Raw genomic sequence first — 14801 nt, 5'->3', positions numbered from 1 at the left:
GAAAACTCTACCGACTGATTGGCATTAGTGAAAGGAGCCAGAGTGATAGAGTGCAAGGGTTCATGGGTAATAGACCTTAATAGTTAGTCACTTTTTAACCTACCGAAGCCCATCCATGATGGCAAGTGTTTTATGCAAGGTAATTAACTTGTTGCACAGTAAAGATCAAACAAAGGCCACTGACGTCGCCTTTTTTTCTCGTTACTATAAATCCGCAATTAAGTTATTGAGCTGATTGCGTAATACCCAAATGGGTAGTACTCAAGGATCTTGAGGTCGCTTGGGTAGATAAATAAAACACAGGTAATTACCGATGAATATAACTAAAGAAGAGCGGGAAGCCGTTTACAAAACCATTTTTTGCCGCCGGGACGTTCGCAGTGATTTTAAACCAGATACCATTCCTGAAGAGGTGCTTATGCGTGTGCTTACCGCCGCGCATCATGCTCCTAGTGTCGGCTTTTCACAGCCATGGGACTTTGTATTGGTTACCGATCCGGAAATTAAATCGGCGATAAAACGCGATTTTGAAGCAGCGAACGCACTCTCAGCAGAGCAATTTTCTAAAGATAAGCAGTCGCAGTATAAATCCTTCAAGTTAGAAGGAATCATGGAAGCGCCAATGGGGATATGCGTAACGTGTGATAGAGAACGAAACGGGCCAACTGTGATTGGTAGAACGGTTAAACCAGAAATGGATCTGTATAGCACGGTATGTGCTGTTCAGAATCTTTGGTTGGCTGCGCGAGCGGAAAATCTAGGAGTTGGGTGGGTGAGTATCCTCAATGATGACGCGTTAAGGGAAACACTCCGCATTCCTGAAAGAAAAGCCATAGTCGCGTATTTGTGTATCGGCTATGTTGATAAGTTTAAAAGTAAACCAGAACTAGAAACCGCAGGTTGGCTGCCTAGAAGTAGTTTGGATTCTGTGATCCATCGCGATCATTTCAAACGCTAGTTTTAGCTAAGGAAGTTTTTGAGCTTTTAATGTAATGAAACACGGGCCTCCCGTGTTTCATTTAGGTTCCCATGCTTCGTTATACAGCAGAGGCGATGTCATCATTTGGCTTATCTAATTCCAAATTCAGCGGAACTTGAATGGTAAAGTGAGCACCTTGTTTTTGTTCAGTTATGCATTGAATGTTGCCTTTTAGAAGCTGGACAACCATGTTGTAGATAATATTAGCCCCTAAACCACTGCCGCCGCCACCTCGCTTGGTGGTGATGAAAGGTTCAAATATTTTATCTTTGACCGAATCAGCAATGCCTTTTCCTGAGTCTCGATAGTCCATGTTGAGCAACTCATCTTCTACCGTGATATTAATAAAAATGTTTCGTGGACCGTCCCAATGATCAAACCCGTGGCGAATGCTGTTAGTGATTAAATTGGTGAATATCTGAATGTATGAACTTGGATAACTTTCAATATCAATGTTGTCTGGACATTCAAGGTGAACAACCGCTTTGGCTACACGAACCTCATGAGATAAAGACAACAGAAGTTTTTCCAAAATGTCTTTCATATTGAATTGGTATGCTGTTTGGCTGGTTTGATCGACGGCCACTTCTTTAAAACTACAGACGAGTTTTTCTGCTCTTTGCAGATTGGTGGTCAAGATTTCCGTTGACTGTTGCAACGACAGCAGTGCTTTGGAAAACTGTGCCTTTGAGAGGTTACCTGACTCAAAGCCTTTGAGTAAAGATTGAACATTTTCTTCAAGGAAACTGGTTGCGGTGACGCTGATCCCGAGCGGGGTGTTAATTTCGTGGGCAATGCCGCCCACTAAACCACCGAGTGAGGCCATTTTTTCAGCTTCGACAAGGTGTTGCTGTGTTTCTTGCAGTTTCTTCAAGGTAAATTGGAGTTCTTCGTTTGCCGATTCGAGAGACTGGGTACGTTCCTTTACTTTCTTTTCTAAACTTTGATTGAGTGATTCCAATTCCAGTTGAGTTTCGTTGAGTTGAGTTACGTCGGAACCAAAGCACAGCACTCGGTTAGACTGATCATCTAAGCTGACAAATCGCCAATGAACGGTCATGGAATTACCATCATGGTCTTGGTTGGTGACGTCAAACACATCTGAAGGTAGCTTTACGATGATCTGGTTTTCTTCTTCTGGTGTCCAATGGTCGTCGGCAAAAACACGAAACCAATTTTTATCTACTACATCATCGGGATTACGTCCGCAGCGTTTGAATGCTTCTGGGTTTAACATTTGAATGTTGAATTCTAGCCGATCGACAACGCAGAGTAGGTTAGGTGAGTTATCAATGATGGCAGCATTGTATTGCATTTGTTGGATCAGGTTTTGTTTGTCTCGGATCTGTTGGGTGACATCCGTAAAGACATAACATTTACTGCCACCTTCCAAATCCAGTTCTTTGAAGCCGATGTAGGTATTTTGCCTCACTAGTAAAGAGTGTGGTTCAAACACTTCTTTTGATGTGCTCCCTGAGACAAACTGGCTAAATTCTGGGCAACGACGCCACCCTAAATCACATAGGCAATCCACAAGACCAAACGGTTGATGCTGCAATAGCCCATCTATTTCGCTTAATCGCTCCCCAACAATTCGATGAAACGGAGGGTTGCTCGAAGCGAGTTCTCGTTCGGTATTTATAATGGCAATCCCATGACCGATAGAATTGAAAGTGGTATTTAGGTATTCCTGAACGCGCTGTTTCTCGAGTTCTGATTTCTTTAAAGAAGTGATTTCAATACCACTCATAACAACACCTATTTGGGTGCCTTCTGTATCCAGTCGCGGTTGGTATTGAATGTTAATGAATCTTTTATGGTCGGTTTCGGTAGGCAATTCAATTTCGAAACTGATCGATTCGCCACTCAGAGCTCGTTCAAGCAAAGGGGCTGCATTGGCGTAAACAGGAGGAGGCAATACCTCTTTTACTGTTTTATTGAGGACTTTGTCGCTGGTGGAATGAATAAAGTCCAAATACTGTTGGCTGACAACGATGTACCTTAAGTCACTATCCAATACCGCAACCATAATAGGGATGCTGTGAAATACGCTGGCAAGAAGTGGAAAGCTCATAGAGCTATCGACAGCATCCGTTGCTTTTGGCGGCATAATATTCCTCAATCCCTACAAGATTCATCGATCTAAAGCGTGTACGTTCCTAATGATAAAAGTTAGTCGACGAATTGCACTTACACAACTTGATCAAGAGAATGAGCTTGTATTGAATTACAACATTCCTTCGGTAATGATGAAATCAATAATAGTTTCTAACCCTATGCCTTGTTTAAGGTTGGTAAATACGTAAGGCTTATTCGGTCTCATTCGCGATGTATCCCTATCCATAACCTCCAATGACGCGCCCACATAGGGGGCTAAGTCAATTTTATTGATCACCAATAGATCCGAGCGAGTGATCCCTGGGCCGCCTTTTCGAGGGATTTTTTCCCCTTCAGCAACATCAATGACGTATATGGTTAGGTCCGCTAACTCTGGGCTAAACGTTGCGCTAAGGTTATCGCCACCGCTTTCTACAAACACCACATCAAGGTTTTTATGTCGCTTGGCTAACTCATCAACTGCCGCCAGATTCATAGAGGCATCTTCACGTATTGCCGTATGCGGGCAACCTCCGGTTTCGACTCCGATAATTCTGTCTGGTGCGAGTGCTTCTGCTTCTGTGAGTATTCTCGCGTCTTCTTGGGTGTAAATGTCGTTAGTGACCACGGCGATGTTCAGCTTGTCGCGAATATTTTTACATAGGATTTCCAATAAGGCCGTTTTTCCAGAACCTACCGGTCCGCCGATGCCTATTCTTAATGGTTGTTTGTAGCTTTCCATATCTTTAATTTCCTTTCTGTTTTTCGCTTAAGAGCGAAATAAACGGGTGTATTGCGTTTCATGTTTAGAGCTCGCAATGGCTAAAGTAGGAGTGCAAGCCGAGATGTCATGGTCTTCAATTGTGTTTGAACGCTCGATGGCATCAGGGAACGCACTCGACAGTTCAATCAAGGCTTCTTGTCCCGCAGTTTGACCGAGTGGGATAAGTTTTACGCCAGCCATGACGGTGTTTTCAGCCCATCCCCATAAGTAACCTTGAAGTAATGTTTCTTCTGCAATTCGCCAGTGGTGCGCCGCTAAACAAAAACCGTGCAGCTGATTAGGGTTATCTAAAGCGGCGTCTTTAGCGACTCCGAGGTTTCTTAGTAACCTGAATAGTGCTTCTCCGCGCTGGCGCTCTTCGGCTCTGAATTCATAAGACTCACGGCATGCGAATAGATGAGCATTCCAGTACGCAATCGCATCGTGATCTTGTTGGGCTACTGCGCGGTAGAGTCTTCGGAGAACAGGGAGCTCCAAGGTCGTCATTGAGTGGCTTAGAACAACGCTTAGCCAATTCACCATATCGTTTTTGTTCTTTACCCAATTCGCTTCTACCGCCCACTCCAGCCCTTGAGAGTATGTAAAACCACCAATAGGTAGCGAAGGGCTAAAGAGCTGAAAAAGTCGATAAAGTGCAACATTTGCCGAATGCTCATCGTTTGGTGAGTTGTCTTCAATTGACATAGGCTTGTGCCTGCTTAGCTAAAAGCGACGAACAATAAGCTGCCTGCGGCAATCCCCCACGATGCCCAGCGAGACGAGACTGCATTCCCAATATGGTGAGATAGAGCAATTAACACGGCAGCACTAACGAGCATTCCGGTGCCAAAACCAACAATGTTTCCTGAGGCTTCAACGCCGTGCGCATACCCATGCATTGCAAGCAAACCAAAACAAAGTGCGGTCAAGCTACTTGACCAAGGCTTGAGTGTATTCTTGGGTGAGCACAAGAGTATGGCTGAAACGACGAGCGAGAATGCGATCACGATTTCCATGTTGGCAAATCCACCAAAGAAATAGCCAGCGCTTAACCCTGCGGTTAAGTTCGCCAGTGCTATGGCTGACAGCGTGACTTTGGCCGTGGTAGCCAGTTGGCGTTCAATTAACAGCCCCATTGCAGCGAGCATCAATAAGTGGTCGATACCAAGAATCGGATGCAATAAGCCGCTAAAAAATGATGATGAGGTTGTTACATGCTCAGCATGAATGGCGTGTGCCGAAGCGGGAGTTATCATAAGTAAACTGGTTAAAGCGGCAAGCGAATAAAGTGTCTTCATAATGTTAATCCTTTTAATGAGCGCTGGTTTTAAAATGAAATTGATGGATTCAGTGTTGGTGCGAGCCATGAGATCCGTGTTGATGTCCACCTGATGATCCCCCGTAAGCGCCATCTTCCGGCTCAAATGGCGCCATTTCTGATTGCACTTTTCCACCGAGCCCTTGGATCATGTCGTCGAGTACATGGTCATGTTGATACCGGAGCCAGTGATGTGTCACTTGCAATGGCACATGGCGATTCCCCAAGTGATATGCCATTCGAGCGAGTAACAAAGGGTCGTCACAATAAATCGTGGAAACAGGTTCCGGCGCAGCCTTGATTTCTACTACCTTTCCGCATTCGCTTTTTAGCTGCATACCATCTCTAAGCGTGTGACCGCGAGGAATGAAAAGGCCGGCTTCAGAACCATCATCCAAAACAACGCGTATGCGGCTTTTGATGCGTTTTTCAATCGGTAAGCTAAGAAAACCATCAGGGGTATTCGTGAGAATGTTGTTTATCTGGGTTAGCTCAATCACTAGATGTATCCTCGATTAAAATAAAAAGTAACGCTGAGCCATGGGCAGCACGTTGGCAGGTTCACAAATCAATAATTGACCGTTTGCTCTGACTTGATAAGTTTGGGAGTCGACTTCAATATTGGGCTGCCAATCGTTAAGTTTCATGTCGGCTTTTTTGATAGCGCGACAGTTCTTCGCGATGCCAATCTGGCTATTGAGGGAAAGCTTTTCTTTGATGTCTTCATCAGCGGCTTGTTGAGAGACAAACAACATGGATGTCGAACTCGACGCTTTGCCATAGCTGGCAAACATCGATCGATAATGAACAGGCTGAGGGGTAGGGATAGAGGCATTTGGGTCGCCCATTGGGGCCATGGCTATCATTCCCCCTTTGATGATTAAGCTTGGTTTCACACCAAAAAATTGCGGTTTCCAAAGCACTAAATCGGCTAGCTTACCTACTTCAATCGATCCAACTTCATGCGCCATTCCATGGGTGATTGCAGGGTTGATTGTGTATTTGGCTATGTAGCGTTTAAGGCGAAAATTGTCGTTGTGATCGCTGTCTTCAGCTAAAGCGCCTCGTTGGACTTTCATTTTGTGCGCAGTCTGCCACGTACGGGTGATCACTTCTCCAACTCGTCCCATTGCTTGGGAATCGGAGGCAATCATTGAAAATGCACCTAGATCGTGAAGAATATCTTCCGCTGCGATGGTTTCGCGGCGAATGCGTGATTCAGCAAATGCCACATCTTCAGCAATAGAGGGCGAAAGGTGGTGGCACACCATCAACATATCCAAATGCTCATCCACCGTGTTGATGGTGTAAGGCCGAGTTGGATTAGTCGAAGAGGGCAGTACATTGGATTCGCCACATGCACGGATGATGTCTGGCGCATGCCCACCACCGGCCCCTTCTGTGTGGTAAGTGTGAATTACTCGATCGCCAATCGCACTAAGCGTTGCTTCGACGAAACCGGATTCGTTCAAGGTATCGGTATGAATAGCCACTTGCACATCCATTTCTTCAGCAACATTCATGCAGTTATCAATGGATGCGGGTGTTGTCCCCCAATCTTCGTGGAGCTTCAAACCAACCGCGCCCGCGGCAACTTGCTCTCGTAACCCTTCCGGTTGGCTGGCGTTACCTTTACCCAATAAACCAAAGTTCATAGGAAAAGCATCCAAAGACTCGAGCATGCGGTGCATATTCCAAGGACCAGGAGTACATGTGGTGGCGTTGGTTCCAGTGGCTGGTCCCGTTCCTCCGCCGATCATAGTGGTGACTCCGGATGCGAGTGCTTCTTCAATTTGCTGTGGGCAGATGAAATGTATATGTGAGTCGATACCGCCTGCTGTTAAAATCGACCCTTCACCTGCGATGATTTCCGTTCCGGGACCGATGATGATATCTACATTAGGCTGCACATCTGGATTGCCTGCTTTACCTATCGCAACTATGCGGCCTTCTTTCACGCCCACATCGGCTTTTACAACGCCCCAATAATCAAGGACGACAGCGTTGGTGATAACTAAGTCGGGCGTTTCTGCTGATGGGCGCTGGCTTTGCCCCATGCCGTCGCGAATGACTTTTCCTCCACCAAATTTCACTTCATCGCCATAGGTCGTGAAGTCTTTTTCTACGGCTAGCCATAAATCGGTGTCGGCGAGTCTTAACCTGTCCCCAATAGTGGGACCAAACATTTCTGCGTAGGCTTGCCTTGAAATCGTTGCCATTAGAACTTCCTTGTTTCTTGTTTTTCTTCTACCCAAATAGTTCGAGGTCACTTGGTTATTTAGAGAGCGCCTGAGTATTTAGAGAACATTTGGGTGTTTGAGAACACGTGGTTAAATACTCGACCGCTTACAAATTTAAACGCGTCCCATCACTTTGCCTTGGAACCCATAAATGGTTTTTGACCCCGAATACTCGACAAGCTCAACGGTGCGTGCCTGGCCAGGCTCAAACCGAGTAGCGGTGCCCGCAGGAATATTGAGTCTAAAACCGCGAGTAGCTTCACGGTCGAAGTGAAGGGCATCATTCGCTTCATAGAAATGGTAGTGAGAGCCAATTTGTATGGGGCGATCACCGTGGTTTTGCACGTTGACAGACACCGTCTTTCTATCGCGGTTGATCACCAAGTTTTCGTCTGGGGTTTGTTGTTCACCCGGTATGATTTCATCATTGGAAATGTCGGACAGGGTTCGCTGGCAAATTGGGTCGTGTACCGTGACCAGCTTGGTGCCATCTGGAAATGTGGCTTCAACTTGCACATCGGGAATCATTGAAGGGATCCCCTCCATCACGTCTTCGACCGACAACAGTGTGCGCCCAAAGTCCATTAATTCGGATACGGTTTTCCCTTCACGTGCACCTTCCAAGATGGCGCTACTGATAAACGCGATGGATTCTGGGTAGTTCAGTTTTAGCCCTTTTTCTTTGCGCTGAGATGCCAGCATTCCAGCACAGAAAATCAGCAGTTTATCCTTTTCTCTGGGGGTGAGTTCCATTCTTATCCCTTTTCATTGTTAACCCTTAGGTTTCTTTATTACGTCGCCCAAATCCTTGGCACGACAGAGGGTTTTAGCCCCCAATGTTCTCTTACCAATGCTCTTACTTGTATAAAGGCACCCATAATATCTTCAGACCATTTACCCAATGCGCGTACGACGATTAAATCCTCTAAACACGTAACAGCGATAACCAAGGTGTTGGGCTGATTTTCCTGCTCTTCTTCAATGGACTGGAGCAAGGCTTGTACCAACTTGAGCATTTCATCGTCTGCCCCTGAAATATACAAACTCCCCATGGTGGGGTTTCCTTGTAACCCATTGTTATAAAAAAGCTTGTCTCTACCTTGATAATCAAGTCCTTCGATTAAATAGGGCTTGTTATTGATTAATATCTCAGTTCTTCCTGATAGTTTTCCTTTTAGGAATCCCTCATTCAGTGCAGGGCGACCAAAACAGTGCATTTCCCATCCCATAAATTGGGCATTTTCTTCAAGTTCTATTCGGGTATTTAATCGGGCAATGGCGCCAGAAAAATAAATGTTCTCTAAAGGAAACCATTCTAAGATTGCTCCGTTTTCTACTTTTAGATGAAGGTGTTGAGTCGCTGTACGGTCATCTGATAGGTAAAACTTTGTCGCGCCTGGTGTGGTAATTAGAGCGTGTGAGCCCGATTCGACACGAGTGGCGATGGTGAGCGAGTCGCCACCCACCACACCACCGGGTGGGTGAAGTAAGTAGCAATGACAAACCTTCCCTTCAGGGTAGAGAGGGCGCTGAACAGCAAGTGGTCCTCGCTGTTCGCGATGGCTCAAAATGGTTTTGTTTTGGGTGGGGGAGAAAACCAAATTCAGGCTGGCTTGCCAACCCGAAGAGGAGGACAAAACTGATGTGATACCGGCCTCAGCCTTATTAGAAGTTTTTTGGTTGAATGCAAACGTCATACAGTCAGGTACTCCGAAATCAGGTTATCACTGAGTTCGTCCATGTTGCCGGACGCGACCATTCTTCCTCTGTCCAACAGCATAAACCGATCACCCACTTTTCTGGCGAACGGCAGTTTTTGCTCAACAAGCAGTACGGTTAGCCCAAGCTTTTCGTTAAGCATGCGTATGATGTCGCCAATCTCTTGCACGATGTTGGGTTGGATGCCTTCTGTGGGTTCATCCAATATCAGAAGCTCTGGGTTCACCACTAAGGCTCGCCCGATGGCAAGTTGCTGTTGTTGACCACCGGAGAGATCACCGCCTCGGCGATGCTTCATCTCTTCGAGTACGGGGAAGATTTCATAGATGAAGCTTGGTATTTTTCGGTCACTTTTATCCCGAATGGGCAGGCCGACGGACAGGTTTTCTTCTACGCTGAGCATTGGAAAAATCTGCCGACCTTGAGGAACATACCCAATGCCTAGCCTTGGTCGATCTTCGGCGCTTCGGTGGGCAATGTTTTCACCATTCAGTTCTATTTCGCCGCTTCTGATAGGGGTAAGCCCCATAATGCATTCCAAAAGCGTGCTTTTACCTACACCATTTCTGCCCATCAAGACGGTGCACTCGCCTTTGGGAATGGTCAGACTCAAGTCCCATAGGGTGTGGCTTTCGCCATAGTATTGTTCGACGTTCTTAATCTCTAACATTATGACTCCCCCAGATACACTTGCTTGACGGTTGGGTCCGACTGCACTTTGTCCATACTGCCTTCTGCCAAAACGTGCCCCTGATGCAACACTGTTACGTGCGATGCGATTGAGCGAACAAAATCCATATCGTGCTCGACTACTACCACCGAATGTTTGCCAGCGAGACCATTCAATAGCTCAGCGGTTCTGTCCATTTCTTGATGAGTCATTCCCGCGACGGGTTCGTCCACCAGTAAAAGCTTGGGGCTTTGCATGAGTAACATGCCTATTTCTAGCCATTGTTTTTGCCCGTGGGATAGGTTGCCAGCAGAGAGAGTCGACTGATCTTTTAGATGGATCAGCTCTAATACAGATTCAAGACGATCAGCTTGCTCGGCATTCAGTTTTGCTGTGAACGTGCCCCACAAACCTCGAACCCCAGTCATCGCGAGTTCCAAGTTTTGCCAAACAGAGAGACACTCGATCACCGTGGGTTTTTGGAATTTACGACCTATGCCAGCGTTTGCGATGTTGGCTTCATTCATTTTGAGTAGGTTGAGATTGGAACCCAACCATACCTGCCCACTGTCTGGTTTGGTTTTCCCTGTGATGATGTCCATCATGGTGGTTTTCCCCGCTCCATTCGGGCCGATGATGCAGCGTAACTCTCCCTCTTTGATATAAAGATTGAGGTCGTCAATGGCTTTAAACCCATCAAAGCTTTTGTTAACACCTTCAAGGTAAAGCAGAATGTTATGAGTCGTATCGACGAGTGGGTGTATGTTCGGCTGCATAAAGCTAAACACTTTGTCGCGACTCATCAGTTCAGTGGTTAGCATTAGGAGGTCTCCTTACTTGCGGTAAGCCGTTTTTTCAGTGATGGAAAATTTGCTAGCGCGCCAACTACACCTTTAGGGAGATACAAAGTAGAAAGAACGAATAAGCCGCCAAGGGCAAATAGCCATATTTCTGGGAATTCGACGGTAAACCAGCTTTTGGCGTAGTTGACCAAAATCGCGCCTGCGACTGCGCCGTAGAGTGTTGCCCTTCCTCCGAGTGCCACCCAAATTACGATTTCGATTGAGTTGATAGGAGCAAATTCACCGGGGTTAATGATGCCTACTTGTGGAACGTAAAGTGCGCCAGCCAACCCTGCGATCATCGCGGAGAGAACAAAAATGCCGAGCTTGATGTTATCGACATCGTAACCCATAAATCGGGTTCGGGATTCGGTGTCTCTAATGGCCAAAGCAACGCGCCCTAATCGGCTTTGAATGATCACTTTACATAAGATGTAACAAGCAATAAGAGCGATGCCTGTACACATAAACAAAGCCAGTTTTGTGGCGTCTTGTTGCAAACTGAAACCGAGAATGTCTTTAAAGTCGGTAAGGCCGTTGTTTCCGCCAAACCCCATCTCATTTCTAAAGAATGCCAGCATTAAAGCGTAGGTAAGTGCTTGAGTCATGATCGAAAGGTACACTCCCGATACACGAGATCGAAAAGCAAGGTACCCAAAGATAAAGGCTAAAGAGCCAGGAACAAGAAGCACCATAAGGGCTGCGAACCAAAACTGATCAAACCCTAGCCAAAACCAAGGCAGTTCTTGCCAGTTTAAGAAGACCATAAAATCGGCCAATACCGGATCGCCATAGACACCGCGATCGCCTATCTGCCTCATGAGGTACATGCCCATGGCGTATCCACCTAGAGCAAAAAAGGCGCCATGACCTAAGCTGAGTATGCCAAGGTACCCCCAAACTAAATCGACAGACAGGGCAAGTAATGCGTAGCTGAGGTACTTACCCATCAATGAAACGGTAAAGGTTTCGATATGCAGTGGGTGTCCTTGTGGTAATACTAGATTGCAAAAAGGCACCAGTATTAGAAGCAACGTAATAGTGCCAAGTGTGGCTTTGCTGCCTTTGTCGCTGCTTAGTGCATTCAAAATGATTGAGTTGGTTGGTGCAGTATTTGAATTTTTCATAGTGATTACCCCTCAGCCGCACGACCGCGTTGTGGAAATAATCCACGTGGGCGTTTTTGAATAAAGAGGATGATGAAAACCAAGACCAGTATTTTCGCGAGTACGGCTCCCGCCCATGGTTCCAGTATTTTATTGAAGACACCTAAACTTAGACCCGCGACCAGAGTTCCCCACAAATTGCCAACTCCACCAAACACCACCACCATGAATGAGTCGATGATGTAGGCTTGCCCCATATTAGGACCGACATTGGTGAGCTGAGACAATGCAACGCCGGCTATTCCTGCGACTCCCGATCCCAATCCAAATGTCATGATGTCGACTCTTTCTGAGCGGATACCCATTGCTTTAGCCATCGGCCGGTTTTGAGAAACGGCGCGTACTTGCAGACCTAACGGCGTTTTCTTCAAAATCATCATGAGACCCGCAAATGCAGCAATACAAAATAGGATGATGTAAAGCCGGTTGTAGGTGAGGGCGAGCATGGGGTTGACCTCCAATGAACCGGACAAAAATTCCGGTGTGGTGACAGATCGATTGAGCGGTGAAAAAATGGATCGTACGGCTTGCTGTAAAATGAGGCTGATACCAAAAGTCGCCAGCAATGTTTCTAAAGGTCGTCCATACAAATGACGAATAACACTTCGTTCAATCGTAATGCCGACGAGCGCTGACACCATAAAAGCAGCAGGGATAGAGAGGAGCAGTGCTATTCCTGGGTAAGAAGGCATGATTTGTTGAATGACATAAGTCGTGTAAGCACCAATCATGATCAATTCGCCATGCGCCATGTTGATTACGCCCATAACTCCAAACGTAATTGCCAATCCAATCCCAGCAAGCACCAGTACCGATCCTAAGCTCAAGCCAAAGAAAAGTGTTTCAATACCCGAATACAAGCGCTGGCTTTCTTGATATTGCTTTATTGCCTTGTGAGTGGCTTCTAAAACGACAGCATCAGTACTTTGATTTTGCAGTTGATTGAGGACTTGAAAGACAGCCTCTTGTTTGCTTTCGGCGATTGTTCTAATGGCTTCAAGTTGAAGCTCGCCTTTTCCATTTTTAGCCAAATCAAGGTTCAGGCTAAGGGTTAATAGCTGCTTGATCTCAGCGTTTTTCTCTCTCTTTTCTTGCTCGGATATAAGGGCGATTAATGAAGGATCTTTTGTTCCTATTAACTTTTTACTGGCGGCAAGGCGAATGTCATCATTTGGTGAGAGAAGATCTATCTTCGCTAATTGCAGCCGTAAATAACTTCGAAGCTTGTTGTTTAGTTTTGCCTTTTTAAAATCCCGTTTGGTTTGGATAACTGTTTTTTCACCACTGGGAATCTGAACGGCTGTTTGCCCTTTTTTAAACGAGGCGATGGAATAGAGAGTATGAGAAGGGGGCTGAACGTACAGTGAGCCTTCAAGCCATTGGCTTAAAACGGGTTTGGCTAATTCCGCTTGGGTTTCAACCAGCCAGTCCGCGGCACTTTTACGTTCTTCATATTTTCGGCTGAGTAATTTAGGGGTCAGTTCGCTGAACGTGCTTACCTCTGTACTCGCCATACTTTGCGCTGAAGATATACACATCAGCCCAAGTAGAAAGTATCGGAAAAATTGCATTATTGTGTCCGTGCTAAGCAAATAGACCCCTCACAAAGTGTGAGGGGCAAAAATAAATTAATTCGTTCCTGAGCATTTCTTAGTTTCAACGTTGAAACTGCCGCATGAGAATGGCTGTAACCAGCTGGAGTAAAGATCCTTAGAACCTGGTAAAAAGTCGGACCAAGCGTCGCCGGCGACTAACCCAGTCGTTTCCCAAACCACTTCAAATTGACCATCGTCTTGAATTTCTCCAATCAGGACGGGTTTGGTGATGTGGTGGTTTGGCAACATGGTGGAATAGCCGCCACTTAAATTAGGAACGGATACGCCGATTAACGCATCTTGAACCGCTTCGGGTTGTGTTGTACCTGCATTGGTAACCGCTTGTGCCCACATGTTGAATCCGATGTAGTGCGCCTCCATTGGATCGTTCGTGACTCGGTCTTCGTTTTTGATAAAGGCTTGCCATTTTTCTACAAAGTCATCATTGGACTCTGTTTCTACGCTCATGAAATAGTTCCAAGCGGCGAGGTGTCCGACTAGAGGAGAGGTGTCCATACCAGAAAGCTCTTCTTCACCTACTGAGAATGCGACAACTGGGATGTCTTCGGAGGATACGCCTTGAGCACCCAACTCTTTGTAGAAAGGCACATTCGCATCACCATTGATGGTGGAGACTACAGCCGTTTTTTTGCCTTCAGCGCCAAACTTTTTGATATCAGAAACGATGGATTGCCAGTCGGAATGACCAAATGGGGTGTAATTGGTCATGATGTCTTTTGCATCGACCCCTTTGCCTTTTAGATAGGCTTCTAAGATCTTATTGGTGGTTCTTGGGTAAACATAATCCGTACCCGCGAGTACCCACCGTTCCACATCGAGTTCATCCATCAAATAGTCAACGGCGGGGATGGCTTGTTGGTTAGGTGCCGCTCCGGTGTAGAACACGTTTTTTGATGACTCCTCACCTTCATATTGAACGGGGTAAAACAGGATACTGTTGAGCTCTTCAAAAACAGGCAACATGGATTTACGTGATACGGATGTCCACCCTCCAAAGACGACATCGACTTGTTCTTTTTCAATTAACTCGCGGGCTTTTTCTGCGAAAAGCGGCCAGTTAGAAGCGGGATCGACAACGACAGCTTCCAGTTTTTTACCAAGTAATCCCCCTTTTTTGTTTTGCTCTTCAACCAACATCAATACGGTATCTTTCAATGTTGTTTCACTGATTGCCATCGTGCCTGATAGAGAGTGCAGCACGCCGACTTTAATGGTTTCGGAAGCCAAGGTGTGGGATGAAAGTGAAATGAGGGTGCCTAACGCAGCAAGCTTCAATTTGAACGTCATGTTCTTCATGGTGTATCTCCTTATTGTGAATAATTGTTCATCAACAAGAAGCGTGCCAAATAGAAAATTAGGTACAATGTTATGGTAATCTATTGATAGTTAAG

At 46.0% G+C, this 14801-nt stretch carries 14 protein-coding genes; 1 reads left to right on the top strand and 13 read right to left on the bottom strand.

All coding sequences use genetic code 11. The annotated features are described in order from the left end of the window. Positions 1–313 precede the first annotated feature (313 nt). Positions 314–958 carry a 5,6-dimethylbenzimidazole synthase gene (gene bluB / locus CW749_RS00645; protein WP_101109950.1) on the top strand — a complete coding sequence of 215 codons (645 nt, stop codon included), beginning with the start codon at positions 314–316 and terminating at the stop codon, positions 956–958. Between the two features lie 79 nt (positions 959–1037). On the opposite strand, the gene CW749_RS00640 is transcribed toward bluB, so the two are convergent. The 13 genes from CW749_RS00640 to urtA form a co-directional block, all read right to left on the bottom strand. Continuing rightward, entirely contained in the window at positions 1038–3089 is a 2052-nt protein-coding gene (locus tag CW749_RS00640) for a PAS domain-containing protein (protein WP_101109949.1), read from the bottom strand. 117 nt (positions 3090–3206) lie between these two features. After that, a complete protein-coding gene (gene ureG, locus CW749_RS00635) occupies positions 3207–3818 on the bottom strand; it encodes an urease accessory protein UreG (protein ID WP_101109948.1) in 612 nt (203 codons plus the stop codon). 27 nt (positions 3819–3845) lie between these two features. Further along, positions 3846–4544 carry an urease accessory protein UreF gene (locus CW749_RS00630; protein ID WP_101109947.1) on the bottom strand — a complete coding sequence of 233 codons (699 nt, stop codon included), beginning with the start codon at positions 4542–4544 and terminating at the stop codon, positions 3846–3848. A gap of 14 nt (positions 4545–4558) precedes the next feature. Continuing rightward, positions 4559–5137 (bottom strand): HupE/UreJ family protein, encoded by a 579-nt coding sequence (locus tag CW749_RS00625; protein WP_180958290.1) that lies wholly within the window; start codon positions 5135–5137, stop codon positions 4559–4561. Between the two features lie 49 nt (positions 5138–5186). Further along, on the bottom strand, positions 5187–5657 hold the full coding sequence (gene ureE, locus CW749_RS00620) for an urease accessory protein UreE (protein WP_101109945.1): 471 nt from the start codon (positions 5655–5657) through the stop codon (positions 5187–5189). 15 nt (positions 5658–5672) lie between these two features. Then, the gene (gene ureC / locus CW749_RS00615; RefSeq protein ID WP_101109944.1) at positions 5673–7376 is read right to left on the bottom strand and encodes an urease subunit alpha; all 1704 of its coding nucleotides are present in this window, start codon (positions 7374–7376) and stop codon (positions 5673–5675) included. A 135-nt stretch (positions 7377–7511) separates the two neighbouring features. Continuing rightward, positions 7512–8150 (bottom strand): urease subunit gamma, encoded by a 639-nt coding sequence (gene ureA / locus CW749_RS00610; RefSeq protein WP_101109943.1) that lies wholly within the window; start codon positions 8148–8150, stop codon positions 7512–7514. A gap of 38 nt (positions 8151–8188) precedes the next feature. Beyond that, complete coding sequence (locus tag CW749_RS00605; protein WP_101109942.1) at positions 8189–9094, bottom strand: urease accessory protein UreD; 906 nt, start codon at positions 9092–9094, stop codon at positions 8189–8191. After that, positions 9091–9786 carry an urea ABC transporter ATP-binding subunit UrtE gene (gene urtE, locus CW749_RS00600; RefSeq protein WP_101109941.1) on the bottom strand — a complete coding sequence of 232 codons (696 nt, stop codon included), beginning with the start codon at positions 9784–9786 and terminating at the stop codon, positions 9091–9093. The genes CW749_RS00605 and urtE overlap by 4 nt, the downstream gene beginning before the upstream one ends. Then, positions 9786–10607: an urea ABC transporter ATP-binding protein UrtD gene (urtD, locus tag CW749_RS00595; RefSeq protein WP_101109940.1), complete on the bottom strand. Its 822-nt coding sequence runs from the start codon at positions 10605–10607 to the stop codon at positions 9786–9788. The genes urtE and urtD overlap by 1 nt, the downstream gene beginning before the upstream one ends. Beyond that, positions 10607–11755 carry an urea ABC transporter permease subunit UrtC gene (gene urtC, locus CW749_RS00590; RefSeq protein ID WP_101109939.1) on the bottom strand — a complete coding sequence of 383 codons (1149 nt, stop codon included), beginning with the start codon at positions 11753–11755 and terminating at the stop codon, positions 10607–10609. Before urtC ends, urtD begins: the two co-directional genes overlap by 1 nt. 5 nt (positions 11756–11760) lie before the next feature. Next, a complete protein-coding gene (gene urtB / locus CW749_RS00585) occupies positions 11761–13308 on the bottom strand; it encodes an urea ABC transporter permease subunit UrtB (RefSeq protein WP_237322315.1) in 1548 nt (515 codons plus the stop codon). A 114-nt stretch (positions 13309–13422) separates the two neighbouring features. Further along, positions 13423–14706: an urea ABC transporter substrate-binding protein gene (gene urtA, locus CW749_RS00580; RefSeq protein ID WP_101109937.1), complete on the bottom strand. Its 1284-nt coding sequence runs from the start codon at positions 14704–14706 to the stop codon at positions 13423–13425. Positions 14707–14801 lie beyond the last annotated feature (95 nt).

The sequence above is a fragment of the Vibrio sp. vnigr-6D03 genome (genome assembly GCF_002835515.1).
Classification (GTDB): Bacteria; Pseudomonadota; Gammaproteobacteria; order Enterobacterales; family Vibrionaceae; genus Vibrio; species Vibrio penaeicida.
This window is presented reverse-complemented; position numbering and strand designations above follow the sequence as displayed.

Bases quoted from the DNA above. Each gene is read 5' to 3' on its own strand.
- bluB (WP_101109950.1), top strand. From the start codon at position 314: ATGAATATAACTAAAGAAGAGCGGGAAGCCGTTTACAAAACCATTTTT.
- CW749_RS00625 (WP_180958290.1), bottom strand. From the start codon at position 5,137: ATGAAGACACTTTATTCGCTTGCCGCTTTAACCAGTTTACTTATGATA.
- urtE (WP_101109941.1), bottom strand. From the start codon at position 9,786: ATGTTAGAGATTAAGAACGTCGAACAATACTATGGCGAAAGCCACACC.
- ureC (WP_101109944.1), bottom strand. From the start codon at position 7,376: ATGGCAACGATTTCAAGGCAAGCCTACGCAGAAATGTTTGGTCCCACT.
- urtC (WP_101109939.1), bottom strand. From the start codon at position 11,755: ATGAAAAATTCAAATACTGCACCAACCAACTCAATCATTTTGAATGCA.
- urtA (WP_101109937.1), bottom strand. From the start codon at position 14,706: ATGAAGAACATGACGTTCAAATTGAAGCTTGCTGCGTTAGGCACCCTC.
- urtD (WP_101109940.1), bottom strand. From the start codon at position 10,607: ATGCTAACCACTGAACTGATGAGTCGCGACAAAGTGTTTAGCTTTATG.
- CW749_RS00640 (WP_101109949.1), bottom strand. From the start codon at position 3,089: ATGCCGCCAAAAGCAACGGATGCTGTCGATAGCTCTATGAGCTTTCCA.
- urtB (WP_237322315.1), bottom strand. From the start codon at position 13,308: ATGGCGAGTACAGAGGTAAGCACGTTCAGCGAACTGACCCCTAAATTA.
- CW749_RS00630 (WP_101109947.1), bottom strand. From the start codon at position 4,544: ATGTCAATTGAAGACAACTCACCAAACGATGAGCATTCGGCAAATGTT.
- ureG (WP_101109948.1), bottom strand. From the start codon at position 3,818: ATGGAAAGCTACAAACAACCATTAAGAATAGGCATCGGCGGACCGGTA.
- CW749_RS00605 (WP_101109942.1), bottom strand. From the start codon at position 9,094: ATGACGTTTGCATTCAACCAAAAAACTTCTAATAAGGCTGAGGCCGGT.
- ureA (WP_101109943.1), bottom strand. From the start codon at position 8,150: ATGGAACTCACCCCCAGAGAAAAGGATAAACTGCTGATTTTCTGTGCT.